The 18,703-nt window shown below is 68.9% G+C and carries 13 protein-coding genes; 2 read left to right on the top strand and 11 right to left on the bottom strand.

Features of this window, described 5'->3' with window-relative positions:
- Positions 1 to 94 precede the first annotated feature (94 nt).
- A complete protein-coding gene (locus tag IH25_RS39265; RefSeq protein ID WP_157846965.1) occupies positions 95 to 937 on the top strand; it encodes an Eco29kI family restriction endonuclease in 843 nt (280 codons plus the stop codon).
- Positions 938 to 980: 43 nt separating this feature from the next.
- Here the strand turns inward: IH25_RS39265 and IH25_RS0110645 are convergent, their stop codons facing one another.
- Genes IH25_RS0110645 through IH25_RS0110635 form a run of 3 tightly spaced genes read right to left on the bottom strand, consistent with a single transcriptional unit; the run spans position 981 to position 8,277 of the window.
- Complete coding sequence (locus tag IH25_RS0110645; RefSeq protein WP_157846964.1) at positions 981 to 3,746, bottom strand: pPIWI_RE module domain-containing protein; 2,766 nt, start codon at positions 3,744 to 3,746, stop codon at positions 981 to 983.
- A gap of 41 nt (positions 3,747 to 3,787) precedes the next feature.
- On the bottom strand, positions 3,788 to 7,081 hold the full coding sequence (locus IH25_RS0110640; protein ID WP_030606481.1) for a pPIWI_RE_Z domain-containing protein: 3,294 nt from the start codon (positions 7,079 to 7,081) through the stop codon (positions 3,788 to 3,790).
- Positions 7,069 to 8,277: a restriction endonuclease-related protein gene (locus IH25_RS0110635; protein ID WP_245172756.1), complete on the bottom strand. Its 1,209-nt coding sequence runs from the start codon at positions 8,275 to 8,277 to the stop codon at positions 7,069 to 7,071. Before IH25_RS0110635 ends, IH25_RS0110640 begins: the two co-directional genes overlap by 13 nt.
- A 342-nt stretch (positions 8,278 to 8,619) precedes the next feature.
- Here IH25_RS0110635 and gltX point away from each other — a divergent pair, with 342 nt between their 5' ends.
- Complete coding sequence (gene gltX, locus IH25_RS0110630) at positions 8,620 to 9,993, top strand: glutamate--tRNA ligase (RefSeq protein WP_030606476.1); 1,374 nt, start codon at positions 8,620 to 8,622, stop codon at positions 9,991 to 9,993.
- A 7-nt stretch (positions 9,994 to 10,000) separates the two neighbouring features.
- Here gltX and IH25_RS0110625 read toward each other — a convergent pair whose 3' ends face one another.
- From IH25_RS0110625 to IH25_RS0110590, 8 genes are read right to left on the bottom strand one after another with little or no spacing between them, the layout of a single operon-like run.
- Positions 10,001 to 10,987, bottom strand: a complete 987-nt coding sequence (locus IH25_RS0110625; protein ID WP_030606473.1) for a glycosyltransferase — start codon at positions 10,985 to 10,987, stop codon at positions 10,001 to 10,003.
- Positions 10,984 to 11,598 (bottom strand): HD domain-containing protein, encoded by a 615-nt coding sequence (locus IH25_RS0110620; protein WP_030606470.1) that lies wholly within the window; start codon positions 11,596 to 11,598, stop codon positions 10,984 to 10,986. The genes IH25_RS0110625 and IH25_RS0110620 overlap by 4 nt, the downstream gene beginning before the upstream one ends.
- A 5-nt stretch (positions 11,599 to 11,603) precedes the next feature.
- Positions 11,604 to 13,319: a carbamoyltransferase family protein gene (locus tag IH25_RS0110615; protein WP_030606467.1), complete on the bottom strand. Its 1,716-nt coding sequence runs from the start codon at positions 13,317 to 13,319 to the stop codon at positions 11,604 to 11,606.
- Positions 13,320 to 13,336: 17 nt separating this feature from the next.
- Entirely contained in the window at positions 13,337 to 14,128 is a 792-nt protein-coding gene (locus IH25_RS0110610; protein WP_030606464.1) for a radical SAM protein, read from the bottom strand.
- 17 nt (positions 14,129 to 14,145) lie between these two features.
- Positions 14,146 to 15,264 carry a hypothetical protein gene (locus IH25_RS0110605; RefSeq protein ID WP_030606461.1) on the bottom strand — a complete coding sequence of 373 codons (1,119 nt, stop codon included), beginning with the start codon at positions 15,262 to 15,264 and terminating at the stop codon, positions 14,146 to 14,148.
- Positions 15,264 to 16,373, bottom strand: a complete 1,110-nt coding sequence (locus IH25_RS0110600; protein WP_030606458.1) for a radical SAM protein — start codon at positions 16,371 to 16,373, stop codon at positions 15,264 to 15,266. The genes IH25_RS0110605 and IH25_RS0110600 overlap by 1 nt, the downstream gene beginning before the upstream one ends.
- A gap of 3 nt (positions 16,374 to 16,376) precedes the next feature.
- Positions 16,377 to 17,375, bottom strand: coding sequence for a D-2-hydroxyacid dehydrogenase (locus tag IH25_RS0110595; protein WP_030606454.1), 999 nt, complete (start codon positions 17,373 to 17,375; stop codon positions 16,377 to 16,379).
- Positions 17,372 to 18,682 (bottom strand): glycosyltransferase family 4 protein, encoded by a 1,311-nt coding sequence (locus IH25_RS0110590; RefSeq protein ID WP_030606451.1) that lies wholly within the window; start codon positions 18,680 to 18,682, stop codon positions 17,372 to 17,374. Before IH25_RS0110590 ends, IH25_RS0110595 begins: the two co-directional genes overlap by 4 nt.
- Positions 18,683 to 18,703: the final 21 nt, after the last annotated feature.

Below are 18,703 nucleotides of genomic sequence, written 5' to 3'. Positions count from 1 at the left end.
TCGTCACGTGGACGACGCCCCCCGGTCCGCTCTCGGCTGGGGAGGCCACGATGCGAGGCCGGCCTGTCCACCGCGGGTGAGTATCATCCCGCGCATGGCACCTAGCCCCGACGACAAGACACCCACGCACTTCAACCCTCTGGACATCGATCTCCTCAGCCGGAACCTCCGGGAGGAAATGGACGGACGGCCAAGAGTCTCCTTGGACTCGGTCAAGCCGTTCCCCGGGGCAGGGCTATACGCGCTCTATTACACCGGCGACCTCAAGATCTACGAGCGCTTGAGAGACGCCGATGTTCCCATCTACGTGGGTAGGGCCCAGGCCGGGAGCAGTAGTTACGGAGAGCCTCCGAACGAGTCAGAACCGAAGCTATACAAGCGCATAACCAACCACCGCAAAAGTATCAACGAGGCGGAAAATCTCAGCGCCTCTGACTTTGACGTCAGGTATCTCGTCCTTGATGATGTATGGGTCATCTTGGGCGAGCGGGCTCTGTTGCGCACATATAGGCCAGTTCTGTGGAATAGTTTGATGACTGGCTTCGGTTCCAATCATCCCGGGGGAGGGCGTAAGAACGGTCGTTCTGTCTGGGATTCCATCCACCCAGGCCGCAAGCGTGCCGCAGCGCTTCTGTGCAATCGCAGGTATAGTCGTCCCGAAATGGATCAGCTCATCGCGGATGCGATTGATATCTCTTTCCAAGAAGAAGGAGATCAGCGTGAGCTGGCGTTGACGGAGTTGAGGAATCGGCCAGTTAAGACCATCTGGCGGCAGCCTGATGAGGGCGGAGACCCTATTCTCGTATTTCGGGAAAACGCCTTTGTGGAAGAAAATGAGCGTTTCGGGGTTGACATCAGCGGCATCGAATGGGTTCACGCCGACAACGTGGAGATCACGACGACTGAGATGGCGACATCCGACGCCTCCGAGGACTGACTTCCGACACCTTGCCAAGCTCTAAAGTCACGCAGCGAATCGCTCACCGCTCGGCAATGTATCGGCCGGCGAGGTCGGCGAGGTGCAGCTGGGCCGGGAGGCGGGTCGGGACGGTGGTGTGCAGGTGGGCGGTGCGCAGCGAGTGGACGTACAGAGCCCAGGCAGCCGCGTCGGTGTCTTCTGGTTGAAGGAAGGGCAGGGCGATTTCGAGGGCTCCGGGGTTCCAGGCTCGTTTGGCGGCGGCGCGGGGTTGGGCGGGGTCGAACTTGTCGAGACCGATGGGTGCCTTGGCCTGGACTGGTTTGGGCGCCAGGGCGTAGTAGAGCCGCTCGTGGATCTCGAAGAGCCCCGAGGTGATTCCGTAGGGGCGGTCGTCGTCCTGGGCGAAGACGTGCGGTACTTCGCGAGCGCTGTCTCGGGGGATGACGCGGGCGATCCGGAGGCCCGGGCACTTGCTGGGCAGGCGTACGCCGAGTCGGGCCAGTGGCTGCTGCACCGCCATGTCCTCCACGGTCAGGTCTGCGCTCTCGCGGGGGTCCGCGCCGGGCAGGACTAGGACGTCGCGCCGCATGTGCTGGGTCTGGAGCCAGGCCCAGCCGCGGCTTCGCAGGTTCCGGCCGCCGACGAGCAGGAGCCTAGGTGTGGGGTCGTCGAGGATCAGGGCTCGGCGCAGGAAGTCGGTGTACTCGCTGTCGGCTCCCTTGCCTCTGGGAAGCCGTCCACGGCCGGTGGCGAGTGACAGGTGCAGGGCGCTGTAGGGCATGGGGGGCATGCCGGGAAGGAGGGTGGTGAGAGTGCCGTCAGGGCGGTGGCGGAGCAGGATGGGGATGGCGCCCCCGCGGACGGGTTCGTACCACAGTGCCCAGACCTCGATCGGTACGCCGGCTGGGGAGGTGTGCGGCGCCGGGACGTGGCCCAGTTGGCGCAGGGCGTCCCGGATGGCGTTGGCAGCTCGGGGCAGGTCGCGGTCGGCGGGTGTCTCCTCGGTCTCCTCCGGTGGGAGCTGGATGTCGAGGTCCAAGTCGTCGTCCGCGGCCTGGGCGGCGTTGACCACGTCATCCGCGTCGAGGAGCTCCTCGTCGTTGATCTCCTCGCTGGCCGCGGTGTTCGTGGCGGTGACAGGCCGGAGGAACTGGGTGACACGGTCGCCGTGAGCGAAGCCCTTTCGCAAGGTGGTCTTCGGGTCGGCGATGTCCTTGCCGGTGAACGCCCGGGGACCGTCAAGTTCGATGAGGGCCGCCGTATGCCCTGTGCAGGGAGGAGCGCTTGGCGTATCGCGGTGTGGCAGGGCCGCGAGGCGGGTCCGGATCTTCTCAAGGCGCTGTTGAGCCGCGATGGCCGTCCGGGCGGCTTTGCTTTCCTGCCCGTCGGGCAGGCGCAGAGCGGCGGCCAGTTCGCCGATGTCGTGGAAGCTGACCGACAGGGCCAGTGATCCGTCGTTGAAGGACCGAGTGGGGCCTTCGGCTGTTGGTGCTGGGGTCAGCGCGAGGCCGTGTTTGTTGTCCTGGAGGGCATTGAGCAGCATTCGGCGGGTAGTGTCCGTCTGGTTCCAGAACTCCAGCTGGTAGCGGCGCCCTTCCGGGGCAAGGCGCGGACTGGTGCTCCGGCCACGTGGCCGCCGACGTGAGTAGGTCTGGGTGGGGGTCACGCCAACGGGAGCGAGCGCGTTGGTGACGGCCTCGAAGAGCTGGTGGTGGTTGATTGGCATGAAGCCCGGGTTCACGGGGTGATCACACGTCTTGGCGTTCTGCCGGCGGCCGTCAGGAGGTGGCGGGGTTTCAGCGCGGAGCATCCGCATGCCGCTCTGATACTGGATGGCAGCGTAGGGCAACCGATCGCCTTCACCGTCAGAAGCGCTGTTCGGCTCGCTAGAAGCGCTGTTCGGCTCGCTGTCGTGGGGCAGGTACCGGAGCGGGTCGCCGAGGACGTCAGGGAGTGCGGGGTGCGGGAGCTGGCCCAGGCGGGTGAGGAGTTGTTCGAGGCCGTTGGACCACGTCCAGCGGCCGCGCCAGGTGCCAGGGACGCGCAGGAAGGTGGGGCGCTCGCTGGGACGAAGGATGCCCCCGGGGCTCAGCAGCCAGGCGTGCAGGTTCAAGTTGGGGGAGTAGCTGAGCGGCAGGTGGAGCCAGCGGTGCAGGACGAGATCGATATGGATGCGCGGCTCGGACTCCTGCCAGGCGGTTTGGGCGCCGATCCGTACGCCGAGCGACCAGGGGGCGTCACCGTTGCGGTCGGGCATCCACCGCGGTGGCCACTCCACAGCCTCTCGGGGGCCGTCGAGCGTGGGGCCGAGCACCAGGTGCCGCGGGGACGACTCGGGGTGCAGCAGGGGCAGGCCGGCCTCGGCGAGGTGCGCCGCGAGCATGCCCGGCAGAACTTGGAAGAAGCCGCGCGTGGGTGCCGCTGTTCCGTTGGGCGCGACCGTCCAGGCGGTGACGGGGACGTCCTCCGTGTCGCGGGTGCGTTCGAGGTCGTCGGGGTCCAGGAGCTGGTACCAGTCGATGTGCGGACGGTCGGCGGTGACGAAGACACCGGCCCAGGTCGCGACGACAGTGTGGACGACGACCGTGGGTACGGCCTCGGTGGAGGCGATCCAGTACTTGTCCTGGTCGTCCAGCCCCCAGTTGGCCACGTCCACGATGTTGCGGTCAACGGCGCGCAGGAGGTCGGCGAGAGCGCGGACTGGCAGGTCGTCCCGCGTGTGGCGCGGGCGGTACTGGCTTCGTAGCAGCCGCAGCCAGCGGGAGGGAAAGCGCAGCGTGTCCAGCCGTCGTGGTGGCAGCGTGCCCTGCTCGATGGTGCAGGTCATGCAGGCGATGCGGGGGTAGGGTTGCGGCTTCGTCGTGACGGTCACTGTTCCCAGTCCATGTTCTCCAGGCACTGCAGCATCAGCTCGTAGAGCACCTCGGCGGCAGCGCGATCACGTTCGTCGACCGGCTCGCTGGGCCGGATCTTGTCGCGCAGGGCGCGTTCCATGGCAACGAGGATGCTCGTGTTCGCGGTATCCGCAGCGGTGTCGTGGCGCGCGTGTCGCGGCGCGAAGGCGGGATCACAGAAGTACACCTCGACCGGTTGGCCACCGCGGATGCACCGGCAGATCGTCTGCCACATCGAGGTGATCGAGTTCCACACGAACGCGCGATGGGCCCGGCCGCGCAGGCGGCGGAAGACCACCGGCCGGCCCACAAGGAGGTGCCAGTCCATGCGGCTCTCTTTGCGCAGTTCCGCGGCTGCTCGGGCGATCGACGCGGGCGCGAGGGCGGGATGGAGTAGCTGGGCCATTGAGGAGCGGTTGGACAGGCCCATGGCCAAGTCCAGCTCGTCGGGTGGCGGATGCTGCCGGCTGAGGAAGAACTCGGCGCCGAAGGCGGCCACACCGTCGGCGTTGAGCACGTTGACGGCGCGTTCGATCGACAGCTGGGCGGCCGTGAGGACGTCGTGCTCGCTCAGTCCGAAGCGGTGGACGTCACGACGCTGGATGCCGTGTGGTCCCGGCGTCTCCGCGTCCTTCACGACGTGCTGGGCGGTGAAGGCGGTGCCGCGCACCAGGTACTCGGCCGTGGTGCGCGCGTCGTTGCCGCTCTGAGCGACCAGCAGGGCCTTACGGCGTTGCTGGGGTAGCCGTTCCAGCACGCTGCCGAGCAGTCCTTCCCGGCCGCCGGGCGGGGCGACGGAGGCTGCGACGCCTCGTACGGCTTCCTGACGCTCGTCGCCGAGGCGTCCCGAGGGTGAGACCAGCCGTCCGTCCGGGGTCCGGGCGGGGCGGAAGTAGAAGTGGCTGCGTGCGATCGCCTCGCGGTCCTCGTCGGGCTCACGCAGCAGGAAGTCGACGGGAACGTCGACGTGGTAGGTGGCCGAGTCTCCCGCCCAGCTCGTCGCCGAGAGCAGGAGAACGTTGGGTCCCTCGATGCCTTCGGCGGCCAGCAGGTCGTGCATGTGGTGTAGCAGCCAACGGCCCACACCGCGGACCCAGAAGATACGCAGGTCGCCGCTGCCGACCCGGTTGTCCAGCCACTGGAAGGCGAGCATGTTGCCTTGCAGGGCCTCGGGCACGAAGGCGTCGTAGTCGCTCGGCGGCCGGCTGCTCCAGAACTCCTCGTCCCGCGAAAGCCCCAGCAACGGCTCCACCGCTGGGCGGATGGTCGCCATCCTGAGATACGAGCTTCCCAGAAGCGAGGTGTGATAGGCGGCGCGCAGCAGGTGGCGCGCGAACGGCAGGTTTCTTCCCAGCTTGCTCTCCGCTTCGGGGCCGCCCGCCGCCCTCGCGTGCTCGATCAGCCAGGCATCGACGCGCTTGCGCAGCTCTTCGTCCGAGAGCGCCGGGTTCTCCAGGTCGGGGATGATGGCCTGGAGAGGACCCGTCACCGGGTCAAAGGTGTGGAAGACGAACGTCTCGAAGTTCTTCCGGTAATAGTCCAGCGCCTTCTCTTCCTGCGCCTGCGGTCCTTCGCCGTTGGGGCTGAGGCCGTGGAGCAGCCGCGCGAGGTCGTTGAAGAGGGAGTGGCCGGAGAAGTAGGTCTCGTGCAGGTGTTTGCGCAGTCGGGCGCTGCCGCCGCCCTTGTCGGGCTCCAGCAGGGTGTTGTACAGCAGATTGACCTCGTCGTCCGCCTTGCCCTTGAACCGGTAGTACTCCATCGCGCGGCGGTCTTCCAGGGGTCGGCGGCCGGTCGCGCGTAGACTGTTCTGAGCCGTGATGACCTCCTGGTCCCACCAGCTCCCGCCCTGTGCCACCAGCACCTGGCTCTGTAGGAACTCGTCATCCAGGGTCTGCTGGACCTTGTCCGCCTCGTCCACGATCAAAAGGTCGGCCCAGTGCTGCACCGCCTCCAGCCAGCGCAGACGCGCGTGGACGGGTTGGGCCCAGCTGACCAGCAGCGCCTGCGGGGTCGTCAGCCACACGTCCGCGCCAGCCATTTCCTGCTCGGCCCGGTGGACCGGACAGATAGCCAGCAGTGGGCAGTTGTACTGCTTGTCCTCCGCGTCGAGCAGCTTCTCCCGGCAGGGGAAATCCTTGACCGGTAGCGGCGGGCGCTTGCCACCCGGCGCGTCGCGGAACGGCTCCAGGAGACAGTTGCACGACACGTAGTCCGCGGCGACATCGACGACACTCGGGAAGGCAGGCGCGTGGTCGGCGAGCACCCCGCGCCAGTATCCCGACGCGTGCGTGAAGCGGCTTCCCGCTCCGAAGATCGGAACGGCCTTGACGCCGAGGGCCCGGAAGAGGGCCGTCTTCTGCAGACAGTCGCTCACCGATGGCAGTACGAGGACCACGGTGTGCCCCCGCCTGACCGCGGCGTACGTACCGATCAGCGCGTAGCTCGTCTTGCCGCTGTTCGGCAGGCCGATACCGTGCACCAAACCGCGCACGCTGCAGCCGGTGGGCTTGGTGCGGAACCTCGACATCTCAGGCGACCACGGCTGGAAGGCGACCTTCCGCAACCGACCCGCGAAGTTGCGTTCAGGGATGTCCAGCCGGTTCGCCAGCACGCGATCCATCCTCTGTGCCGCTTGACGCAGCATCCTCGGCGTCAGGCGCACCGGGCGTCGCCGTCGTGCGGTGAGCAGAGGCAGCGAGCGAAGCTCTACCGGGATCTCGAACTTCGGGATGGCGACCACTTCATCGGAGCCCGTGAAGGAGTTCGTGAACCGGTACACCTCCCCGGGCTCTGCAGCCCGGGTGACTCGCGGAGGCGCGTAGGGCACAGGCCGGTCGAGCACCGCTCTGTATAGCTCGAAGCGGGTGGCGAGCGCCGCGGGATCCCGCATCCGGTACCGGACCGCTGCCGCCTCTCCGTCTTCGCTCTGGCCGCGTATCGGCAGCCTCCGGAAGGCACGCAGCCGTTCCGACAGCTTGTCGTACTCCCCGAGGCTTCGCAGCCAGCGGCTCCCCGACCGGTACCGTCCCAGCAGCAAGCCCAGGCGGTGCAGCCGGCCGGCCATCACGGGGTCGCCGGGGCGCGGGACGATGTAGTGGGACAGCATCGACCACAGACAGTCCACTGGCTCGTCGGGGAAGTGATCCGCCATGAAGGTCAGAGCGAGCTCGACGTCGAAGAACTCGCGTTTCTGCAGCGGCCGGACGGCGTCCTGCGAGATGCCCTCGGCTTTCGACAGGTCTTCGTACCAACCCGTCACCTCGCGCATGAGCCACCGCCTTGCCGAGCCAGTGCGCGCCTGATCTCCGTCAGCAGCTGCTTCTCGGTGACCACCTTGAAGGGGCGTGCTGGATCCGTGCGGCCGGCGAGCTCCGTGCGCAGGTCCGTCAGGTAGCCGGGGACCTGGGCGCGGTGCTCCGGCACCACGAGAAACCGCCGATCACATTCGGGCTCGATGGGCCACTTGAACGACCTGGCCAGAAGAACCGGGCTGGCCCAGTCCTTCTCGTCGGTGCCCCACAGCTCGCTTCGCTTCCCTCGTGGGACGCGAAAGGACACATCCAGCGCGTCGGGCTGGTCCGTGCCCAGCCACAACTCCGGCTCCAGCCCCAGCGCGCGTACCTTCTCGTAGACGCGCAGTTCGAACACGCCGGGGTCATGGACGAACCGACGGGCACCGCGGTGGAGCACCCAATGGAAGCCCAGCGTGGGCAGATGCAGGATCTTGGGGCTGGTGTCACAGTTCGGTGTGCCGCAGCTGTGGCTCCGGCTCCCCCCGCCAGGGGGCAATGGAATGCCGCACTGCGCGCACACGGTCAGCGTCACGCCGTTCTCGGCCGGCCGCCGCTCATATGCTGTGCGCACGAAGTCCATCACATACGGTTCGCCGGCCGTCGGCCCTGCCGGTAGTTCCTGCTGCAGCGCCCGTACCTCCAGGTCGCTGATCACCGGCCGCTCGATCACCAGGCGGCGCATTCGCACGTAGATCCGCCAGGTGTCGCGTCCTTCGCGGGCATTGGCCTCCGCCACGAGCAGTAGCGCTTGGTGCACGCGCTGCTCGGCGATGTGAGCCTCTGGATCACCCCAGGCGCCCCGCACAGCCTCCTCGGCGAACTCGCTCGGCTCGTCGTCATCCAGCAGACACACGTCGGCGTCGGCCGACGAGAGAGTCATCCGCAGCGGCCACCGGCCCAGCGGTACCCGGCACAGCTCTAGCACTGCGTAGTCGTTGCGCGGTGGCTCAAGCCCTGCCCAGAAGAACCGCCACCACAGACGAGTGACCGCCTCCTGCCAAGCTCCTGGCAGACCGGTGTCCCGCCTCTCCGCCCGGGACAAGGAATGACGTGGCTCTCCGAGGCTCGCCAGCCGCCGCTTCATCTCGACGAGGCCGTGAGAGAGCAACGCGAGCAGGATGTAGTCGTCCTCCCACACGGCCGCGCCGCGCTCTGGGCCGACTTCGTCCACGCTCAACGCAGGCACGGAAACCCCCTACCGCCAACACGTCAAGTAACATCATTGTCGCAAAGAGTGGCAAACCCCGTTGCGGTCGTCCGGAACTCCTCCCAAAGGGTGACGCGGGCCCTGAGTTCATCGTGCGTCCCACTCCCCGCTTTTCGCACGCCCACAGCCTCATCGCGCGGCGGCGGAGGCAACACCAGGCCAGCCGAGCTTTCGCGGTGCAGTACGGCCGAAAAACGTTGGCGCGGCGGCGCGGAGAGTGGTCCGAGGCGTAGGTCCGGCGTCGGTACCCTGGAGCGCATGTCTACTGCCCCGGTTCGCGTTCGTTTCGCCCCGTCCCCGACCGGCATGTTCCATGTCGGTGGTGCACGGTCCGCTCTCTACAACTGGGCGGTGGCGCGACAGTCCGGCGGCAGGTTCGTGCTGCGGATCGAGGACACCGACGCGGCCCGGAACAAGCCGGAGTGGACCGAGGGCATCATCAGCGCGCTCGCGGCGATCGGTATCCATGGCGAGGATGCGGCTTTCGAGGGGCCGTACTTCCAGTCGCACAATGCCGAGCGGCACCGGGAAGCGGCTCAGCAGCTCTTCGCGGCCGGCCGGGCGTACTACTGCGACTGCACCCGGGAGCGGCTGAAGGAGCGCACGGGGTCGGAGCACCTCGGGTACGACGGGTTCTGCCGGGACCGGGGGCTGGCCTTCGAGGAGGGGCGGGCGCTGCGGTTCCGGACGCCGGACGAGGGGGAGACCGTCGTGGTCGACCTGGTCCGCGGGGAGCCGGCGTTCCCGAACAGCGCGATCGAGGACTTCGTGATCGCCCGTGGTGACGGGTCCCCGGTCTTTCTGATCGCCAACGTCGTGGACGACCTGGACGAGGGAATCACGCAGGTCATCCGAGGCGAGGAGCACCTGTCGAACACCCCGAAGCAGCAGCTCCTGTGGGAGGCGCTCGGTGCCAAGCCGCCCGTGTGGGCGCACCTGCCTGTGATCGTGAACGAGAAGCGGCAGAAGCTGTCGAAGCGCCGGGACAAGGTGGCGCTGGAGGACTACCTCGCCGAGGGCTTCCTGCCCGAGGCGATGGTGAACTACCTCATGCTTCTCGGCTGGGGCCCGGGTGACGACCGGGAGATCAGGCCGTACGAGGAGCTGGAGCAGCTCTTCCGGATCGAGGACGTCAACACCGCGCCAGCCTTCTTCGACGTGAAGAAGCTGACGGCGTTCAACGGCGAGTACATCCGCGCCCTGTCGCCGGAGCAGTTCGCCGCCGCCTGCGCGCCGTGGCTCGTCGCCCCGTACGCGCCGTGGCGGCCGGAGGCGTTCGACAAGGACGTCTTCGAGGCGGCGGCTTCCCTGGCCCAGACCCGGCTGGCGCTGCTTTCCGAGATCACCAGCTATGTGGACTTCCTGTTCCTCGACGAGCCGGTCGAGGACGAGGCGTCGTGGAACAAGGCGATGAAGGCAGGCGCCGGCGACATCCTGTCGGACGCCCGCGCCGAGCTGGCCGACGTCGCGGACTGGAAGGCGGACGACCTGAAGGCCGTCCTGCTCGCCGTCGGGGAGAAGCACGGGCTGAAGCTGGGCAAGGCCCAGGCGCCCATCCGGGTCGCGGTCACCGGCCGGACGATCGGACTCCCGCTGTTCGAGTCCATGGAGCTGCTCGGCCGGGCCCGCGTGCTGGCCCGTCTGGAAGCTGCCAGCAAGAAGCTGGTCGCGCAGGCTTAGCCGCTGGTCAGGCGACCTGCGTCAGGAGGTTGCCCCAGGCGTCGCCGAAGTAGTTCAGATCGAACCGGGCCAGGGCCTCGTACCCCGCCTTGGCCTCGGTGTGGCGTGCCGCCGCACGCTCCCGGACCTGTGCCGGGAGACGGCGGAGGTCCGGGGCCGGCTGGCCGGCCAGTGCGGCGAGGTCGCCCAGGCCGGCCACCGGACGGATGAGGCAGGGCAGGCCGAGGAGTAAAGCCTCGGCGGCGCAACGGCTCCAGCCCTCCCGCATCCGTGGAAGGAAGACACCGACGTCACAGGCGCGCAGCAGACGCAGGTACCGCTCGCGTTCGACGTCGTAGTGCGCGCTGTCGAGGCCGATGGTGTTGCTGCCGCTGGTGATCACCCGCAGTCCGGGAACGCCGGCCAGTGCTGCGGAGACCTCCTCGGCCCCCTTCCAGTGCACGGCCTTGCCCGCGTAGACGCCGATCACGTCGGGTTGTAGGCCGAACTCGGCGCGGCACTCGGCCCGGTCGTAACCGCGTGCCTGCTCTACTTCGGCCATGTCGAAGGCGTTGTAGATCACCCGTACGTTGCGGACGCCTCGGGCGCGAAGCTGGTCGGCCCAGTACGGGGCGACGCACACGACGGCGGCGCACTGCGGCAGAACGCGGAACAGCCGCTCCCAGAGCATGGCCTCGATGGGGGCGGAGTCATGTTGGAGCGGCTCGTAGTGGTGCAGGAGGAACACCGTGCGGGCGCGCATCTCGGGCGTGAACAGCAGCAGGCTGAGGTCGTCCCACACGAAGGTGCCGGTGGTGCCGTGCAGCGCCCGTATGGAAGGTGCCAGGCGGGCGAGGTGGCGGAGCTTTCGCCAGCGGCGGACCCGGTAGGTCCGCTTGTGGTCCGGGACCGTGCGCCATTCCACGTCGTCGGCCGTCACCTCGTGGAGCATCCGTAGGTAGACCCGGCCGCCGGTCCGGCCGACCGGCTCCATCGAGTAGACGACCCGTTTCACGGACGTACCTCCTGTATGTGGTGGACGTACTCGGCGTGCAGGCGCGCGTGCATGGTCTCCAGATGGGGGCCGAGGTCGCGGGCGGCGTCGGCGAGGGGGAGGTGGAAATCGCCCAGGGTCTGGAGAAACCGTCGGCGTCGGTCGAGGTTCGGGGACGCGGCGAGGTCGCGCAGGTTGTGCAGGCGGTCGGCGAGCCGGACGAGGAGCTCCTCGGGCGGGAGCGCGGCCTGCTTCGCGCGCCAGCGGGTCTCGTCGCCGACGGACTTCGTGCGCTGTTCGAGGCGGTGGTCGGCCGTCATGGCACGCAGGCGAGCGGTGAACGGGCCGCCGAGGTGATGGACGAGCAGTGCCTCCGACTCAGGGGACACCTCCAAGGCGTCATGGAGGAGAGCGAGGAGGAGGGTTTCGGGGCGCCGGATGCCGATCTCCGTTCGCAGAAGCCTGACGACCGCCAGCGGGTGCTTCAGGTAAGGCGTGCCCTGGTCGCGGGTGTGGCCGTCGTAGACCGTGAGAGCGAGGCCGGCGGCCACGCGGGCGCGGGACTGCTCGTTCAGGCTCCACGCCGCGGCACCGAGCACGGTCAGGACGTGGTCGAGATCGATGGGATCCATCCGCCTCACCTCGTACGAAGGGACGCGGCACGGGGATCGGGGACGTGGTCGGCGAGCAGCAGGGTGTCCCCGACGGCGAGGGCGTCAAGGCGCAGCTCCACCGTCGCCGCCACGGCCTGCTCAGCGGTCCGCAGGATCGGGGCGCCTTTGCGGTTGAAGGATGTGTTCAGCAGCAGCGGCAGTCCAGTGAGGTCGCGGAACTGCTCAAGGAGATCGCGCAGGCCCTGGTGGTCGGCGGCGACGGACTGGACGCGGGCGGTGCGGTCGTGGTGGGTGACCGCCGCGACTCGGTCGGCTCGGCACCGTCGGACGGTGGCGACACGGTTCATGAACGGGTCGCCCGCCGACATGAACCATTCCGTGGCGTGCTCGGCGAGGACGGCCGGCGCGAACGGGCGGTACGCGGCTCGCTTCTTGATCGCGTTGAGTCGGTCCCTCGTGGCGGCGTGACCGGGGTGGGCGAGGATCGAGCGATGGCCGAGGGCACGCGGCCCGAATTCGAGCTGCCCCTGCACCCAGCCGACGATGCGGTGCTCGGCGAGCAGTGCCGCCACTGTGGCCGGCAGTCCGAGCCCGAGGTGGGGCAAGGCGTGATAGCCGGGCGGCACCGTTATCGTTGGCAGCGCGCCCGGGTTCGGGCCCCAGGCCGCGTCGGTCGGCGCCGGCAGGCGCTCCTGCCCGAGCTGGTAGTGCCAGCCGTAGAGCGCGGCACCAACGGCTGTGCCGGCGTCGTGCGGGGCGGGTGCGACGAAGAGGGTGTCGAAGCCGCTGTCGGCGGCCAGCTGGCCGTTGAGGTGGGAGTTCAGGGCGCATCCGCCGGAGAACACCAACGTTGAGGCCCGGGTGAGTCGTTGCAGGTGGCGGGCGATGTGGACGACCGATTCGGCGAAGATCTCCTGGACGGCGGCGGCCAGGTCGGCACGCTTGTGTTCCGGCTGTTCCGCGACGTTGTCGGCGGTCCAGGCCCGGCCATCGAGCAGCAGCGGTGTGCTGCTGTCCGCCGAACCCCACGGATGATCGATGCGGACCTCGCCCTCGTCTCCGAGCCGGACCAGTTCGCGGACGTGTGCGCCGTAGCGCTGGGGATCGCCGAAAGCGGCGAGCGCCATCATGCTGCCCTCGGGCTCGTCGTCGGGTGGGATCACCCGCCGGGCGAGGTTCCGGTAGAAGTGCCCGAGGGAGGAGTGGACGCGCCGAGGCCCGACCGGGCCCGGCACGACGGTCGGCATGCCTTGGTGGAGGCGGTCGATGCGATCAGGCCACAGGTCGTACCCCGTGATGCGCTCCCGGCCAGGGCCGAAGTCGGATCCCAGGGAGGAGCCGCCGGCGTCGATGACGAGGCCCGCGGCGTGCTCGTGCCCGGAGAGCAGGTAGCCGGAGAGAACGTGGGCCGTGTGGTGGGAGAGGAGGCGGAGGTTTTCGCCGAGCGGGGCGGGCAGGAGGGCGGCGAGTTCCTCCCGCTCCTCGGCCAGCCACCAGCCGGCTGCGGGGTTGGGACGCATGGAGGCCGCCCAGACGGCGTCCACGTCCTTCGGTTCGATGCCGGCGGCCTCCAGGCACCACTGGAGTGCGCGGGTAGGGGTGGTGAGTGTGCCCTTGCGGGTGGGGTGGTTGTGCTTGACGCCGCTCCAGCGCTCCTCTTCGGCCGCGTAGATGCGGCCGTCGACGACTAACGCGGCGGCCGTGTCGTGGTGGAAGTTCAGTCCGAGGACTGCGGGCATGGTGGTGTACCTCCCGATCAGACGGTGAGGGCGGGGACGAGTGCGGCGCCGGAGTCGGTGTACTCGTGGCAGCGCAGGCAGAACCGGAAGTGGTGCCTCCGGGGCGCGAACACCTTGGCCGCGAAGTCCTCGTCCCAGATGCTGAACTCGCTGTCGTCCTTCGCCATGGCGTTGAAGCAGCGGTAGCAGGATCCGTCCATCTCGATCATCAGGTGCTGGTCGAGGTAGCGGTCGCAGAGGCCGCGCAGCGCGTTCGCGGGCTGGCCGACGTCGACGTGGTGCACGTGGTTGGTGACATGGATGGCGCCGTACTTCTCGCACAGCGTCCCGAGCTGCGTGAGCCGCGTGGAACTGATGCCTTCCAGGACGCTGTTGACGACCACGGTCTTGCCGGCTTCGCGGAGGCGGGGGACGACGGCGTGCACCTCGTCGTAGTTCCCGTGTTCGTCGTCGCAGCCGATGAGGATCTGGTCGTAGGAGCGGAGGGTCGCTTCCATGATCGGCTGGTTGCGGGCCAGGGTGATGGCGTTCGTGCCCAGGACCATGACTTTGTCCGGCAGTCGCGTGCGGGCGGCGTCGCTGAGCGCCGGGAAGTCCCGGTGCACGGTGGGTTCGCCGCCGTTGATGTGCAGCTGTTGGAAGGGGATGGTCTCCAGTCGGGTCAGAATGGTGGAGAACAGGTCCAGGGGCATGTTCTCGCCCTGGGCGCCGTCGGCGAAGATGCAGAAGTCGCAGTGCCGGTTGCACTTCGTGGTGATCTTGACCTTGGCCGTTTTGAGGGTGCGGGGCACCGGCGCACGCGGGGTCATTGGCGAGACTCCTTGGGTCAGAGGTGGACGTCGTCGGGGGTGAGGCTGAGGAAGTCCTGGACGGTGGACTTCTGCTGGTGCCAGCGCGCGAGGGCCGCGCGCAGGGTGTCGGCGGTGGTCGGTCCAGTGGGGATCAGCGCCGCCATCCGGGCGGCCAGCTGCTGGGCCGCAGTCGCCTCGTCTGCCGCGAGCGCGGTCAGCGTTTGCGTGGCGGAGTGGAGTTCCTTCGCCTCCCGCCGGATCAAGTACTCGGTCGCTACCCCGGGTGGTGGATCGAGGTAGTACAGCCAGCGGGCGATGCGTACACGGAGCATGCCGGCCGTCATCACCCAGTCGGTACGGGCGTGATCTTGGCCTTGGCCCCCTGGGCGGTCCCCGCTGGGAACGCGGTGCATGGCCGCCTCCAGGGCGACATGGGCCGCGCGGAGCAAGTGGCGCAGACTCCGTGGTCGGACATCGGAGCGGTTCTCCGAGTGCCGAAGGAACAGCTCGGCATATCCGTCCAGTCCCTCCGGCCGCCACTGGGTGAGGGCCGCCGTCTTTCCGGGGCAGCGGGTCCGGGTCGCGAGTGCGGCGGCAGCGAACCAGCACGGTGCGAGGTAGTGCCACGCCACGCAGTGGCGCCGGTACGCGGCGATGCCCTCGACCACGTTGTCCGTGCTGTCCGCAGCCAGCTGGTATCGGCCGCCCATCCGGGCCTGGAGGATTCCCCGATAGAAGCGCTCGTCCACCGCGCACCAGGGCGCCATCTGGGCCCGGGACTTCCAGCGTTGGAAGTCCCGCGCGCTGCCGCTGATCAGTGACCAGGTCGCGAGTTCGGGCGCGGACACGAGCCGCCCGTCCGCCTCGGTCACGGTGAACACGAAGCCGGGCGGGTGCTCCAGGAGGCGTCGATGGGAGACTTCCCGGTCGACTGCGGCGGCGTGTGCGGCGGCTAGGCGGTGGTTCCACTCTTCCCAGTCCGCAGGCGCCTGGCGCAGGATGACGCGTACGTCGATGTCGGAGTGCGGAGCCAGCAGGTCGGCCGGCTGCCACTTATGGGTGAGCATCACGGCCCCGACGCCGTGAGCGTCCAGCTCGCCATCGTACAGAGCGCCGAGCTCCTGGTAGAGAGGCGGCGCGTCGACCACGACCATCACCGCTCCCCGGTGGAGGCGCGGGCGCAGGAGGGGCCGGCCGCTCCCGTGGGGAGGACGGGGAGCAGGGGTAGGACCGGAGTTCCTTCGGGGCGCTCCATCCGGTCCCAGCGCAGGTCGTAGTCGACGTAGTGGAAGCCCTGCCAGGCGTCGTTGGTGTTGCGGTCGAGCATGGCCTGGAAGAGGTGGGCGAAGGCGTCGCCGAGGGTGCCGTCGGCGAGGTGGGGCTTCAGGGGGATGTCGCGGTTGTGCAGGATGCAGGGTCGCGCCACTCCGGTGGGCGTGATTTTGATCCGGTTGGCGTCGGAGCAGGTGGCGCAGCTGGAGTTGGAGATGAAGCCGATCGACCCCGCCCAGCCGTCGGGGCGGAGGTACTGCCCGGGGCTGCGGACGCCCAGCTGGTCCCGGGGGACTTCGCCGGCGTTGGTGAACCACTGGTGGAGGCGGTCGCGGACCTCTGCCTCGGTGATGAACTCGGTGTCGAAGAGCGCCTGGGCGGGGCCGATGTTCTGGAGTTCGATCAGGCGGACGGCGATGGGCAGGTCGCGGGCGAGTTCGGCCACGGCGAAGGCGTCGTCCAGGTAGGTGCGCTGGAGAACACAGTTGATCTTCACTCGCAGGCCGAGGGAGAGGGCGGTGTCGAGGGTGCTCCGGGTGGTGCGCGGGTCGCCGCCGCCCATGATCGTGGCGGACCGCGCCGGGTCGAGGCTGTGGAGGCTGAGGTTGAGGTAGGTCAGGCCGGCGTCGTGGAGCTGTTCGACGCTCAGTCCCCGGCGCAGGTTGCCGTGGCTGGTCATGCCGATCGCGGCGTCGGGCCCGAGGCCGTCGGCGAGGCCCGCGATGACGTCGAGGATGTCGGCTCGGAGGGTCGGTTCACCGCCGGAGCAGTGTGCCTTCCTGATCTTCCAGGCCCCGGCCTCGGTGGCGATGGCCGCGTAGTCGGAGGCGGTCAGGGGCCGGTCCTTGTGCCCGTAGTCCGGCATGCACCGGGGCTTGCAGAACACGCAGTCCAGGTTGCACAGCGAGTTCAGGGTGAAGGCCAGGTAGGGGTGGTTGCGGCCTGCGGCGGCGAAGGCGGCGGCCAGGTCGTCGTGGTCTGCGGTGGGCATTGGTCAGCCTCTTACGAGTGGAGAGCGGGTGGCGGGCGCCTCGGCCAGGCCGTTGAGGGGCTGGCCCGAGAGGTAGCGGTGCAGGTTGTCGGCGAAGAACGCCACCGCCTCGTCCATGTACGCGCGGCAGAACACCGAGCTTTTCGGGGTGAGTACGACCCGGGGGTGGAGCCGAAGCGGATGGCGGGCGGGCAGCGGTTTCGGATCGAACACGTCCAGGGCCGCCCCGCGCAGGTGGCCGGTGTCGAGGGAGGCCAGGAGGGCCGACTGGTCGACGGTTGCCGCGCGGCCGAGGTTGAGGAAGAGAGAGCGGGGCTTGCACGCCGAGAAGAGGTCGTGGTCGAAGTAGCGGTGCGTGCCAGGGGTCGCGGGCAGCAGATTGACCACGACGTCGGCGACGGATACCGCCTGGTGCACTGCCGTCGTGTGCACCCATGTGATCCCGTCCTCGGAAGCCGCAGGTGGTGTCCGGCGCACTCCGATGACGTTCATGCCGAAGGCCCGGGCGGCCTGGGCGAGGTGGCGTCCGACGCTGCCGCAGCCGACGATGGTCATCGTCGCCCCCGCCAGGTCGAAGAACTCCTCGGCCAGGTCGTCCTTCCACCAGCCACGGTTCCGCTGGACGCGCTGGCTGATGAACAACCCGCGGGAGAAACCCAGGACCAGGCCCATTGCATGCTCGGCCATGGGCCTGCCGTGGAAGCCGTACGAGCGGGTCAGGGCCACGCCGACGGAGTGCGCCTCGGCGACGGGCAGATGGTCGGTGCCGGCGGCCGGGGAAGCGATCCACTTCAGATGTGGCGCGGCGAACAGCCACGAGGGCGCGAATCGCCATCCGAAGTAGACGTGTGCGTCGGCCAGCTGGTGCGGCACGGCCCCCTCGGTCGCCCTGCGGAACTCGACGCCTGGGAAGGCGGCGGACAGCGCACACTCGTGCTCGGAGGACAGCCGCCAGAAGGAGTGCGGGGACTCCAGGCTGATCAGCACCACCGGCTGGTTCATCGCGCGCGGCCCTCCACGGTGGCTGACCGCGCCAGCGCCCAAGGGGCGATGCGGTCCATGACGGAACCGATGCTGGCCTCGTAGTCGTGGCGGGAGCGCACCAGGGCCGCCCCGGTGCTCCGGAGTCGATCGCGTTGTCGGGGCAGGACGGTCAGGGCCCGGTGCAGGGCGGATGCCAGGGATCTGGGGTCCTGCGGTGCGGCCGTGAAGCCGGTCTCGCCGTCGATGACGGTCTGAGCCAGGCCGCCGGCCGTGGTTGCGACCACCGGGCCCGCACCGGCTGCGAACGCCTCCAGGGGTATCCGGCCGAAGGGCTCCTCGCGAGAGGGAACGATGACCGCGCGTAGGGCCGGGCTGTGCAGCCAGGCACGGATCGCGGGGGTGAAGCGAGTGATCAGAGTCGCGTCCAGATCGTGCGCGCGGATGTGTACCGCCAGGTCCTGCTGGTACGAGGAGGGGTGCTTGTGTTCCTCCGAGGTCACGGCAGCCAGCAGCAGGTGAGGAACGGGGACACCGCGTTCCTTCAGCAGGCGCAACGCCTCCAGGAGGTCTTCGAAGCCTTTCGTCGGGACTGCGCGGCCCATGGCGAGAAGGAATCCGGCGCGGGCCTTGAAAGGCAGCGGCAGAGCCGTGGTCGGCCTGACCATCTCCTCACGGATCAGTCCGTTCGGGATGCTCACGATGCTTGACCGAGGGACGGCGTAGTTGACGACGAGGTGGCCTCGCATGTGGGAGGAGATAGCCCCGACGCGCGCACCTCGGAGTGTCGCCGCTCGCAGGGCGTCTCGCTCCCAGCGGACGCGGGAGACATCGTTGGGCCGCGTCAGCGCGGTCGTGGAGCGGGGCACGAGCAGCAGGTCCGTGGTCGGCGACGTGTAGGGCGCGAGCCCGAGGAACGGGATGTCGAGGCCGACGAGGAGGCACCGGCTCGCCCGCGCGGCGATGCGTATGGCCGCCTCGCCCGCCAGGTCGCACAGCTGAACCGAGCCGCGGACCGAGTCCGGCGGCGCGTTGACCTTCGGGATCGTGATGACCTCGGCTGCGGCCTGCCGCAGCATCTGCCGCACCTCGCCGGCCCACCGCTGATCGTGCGCTCCCGCGGCCTCGGGCACGTGCGGGGTGATCACTGAGAGGCGGCCTGCCGGCAGGAGCCGGGCCAGTGCCGTGAGGAAGGCGCGGTTGCTGAAGCCGGTGCCCGACTCCGCGCCGTAGAAGCCCTCGTGGAGAGCGACGACGACCCTGGGCTGGCGAGCGGCCTCCGGCACAGCCGTGAGTGAGGGTGGGGAAGTCGCATGGTCGATGCGCACTGTGTGGTGCCTCCTTGGAGG

Origin of the sequence: Streptomyces achromogenes subsp. achromogenes (assembly GCF_000720835.1) — a bacterium.
In the GTDB taxonomy this organism is placed as follows: domain Bacteria; phylum Actinomycetota; class Actinomycetes; order Streptomycetales; family Streptomycetaceae; genus Streptomyces; species Streptomyces achromogenes.
Note: the sequence above shows the minus strand (reverse complement) of the source record. Positions and strands in the feature narration are given on the sequence as shown.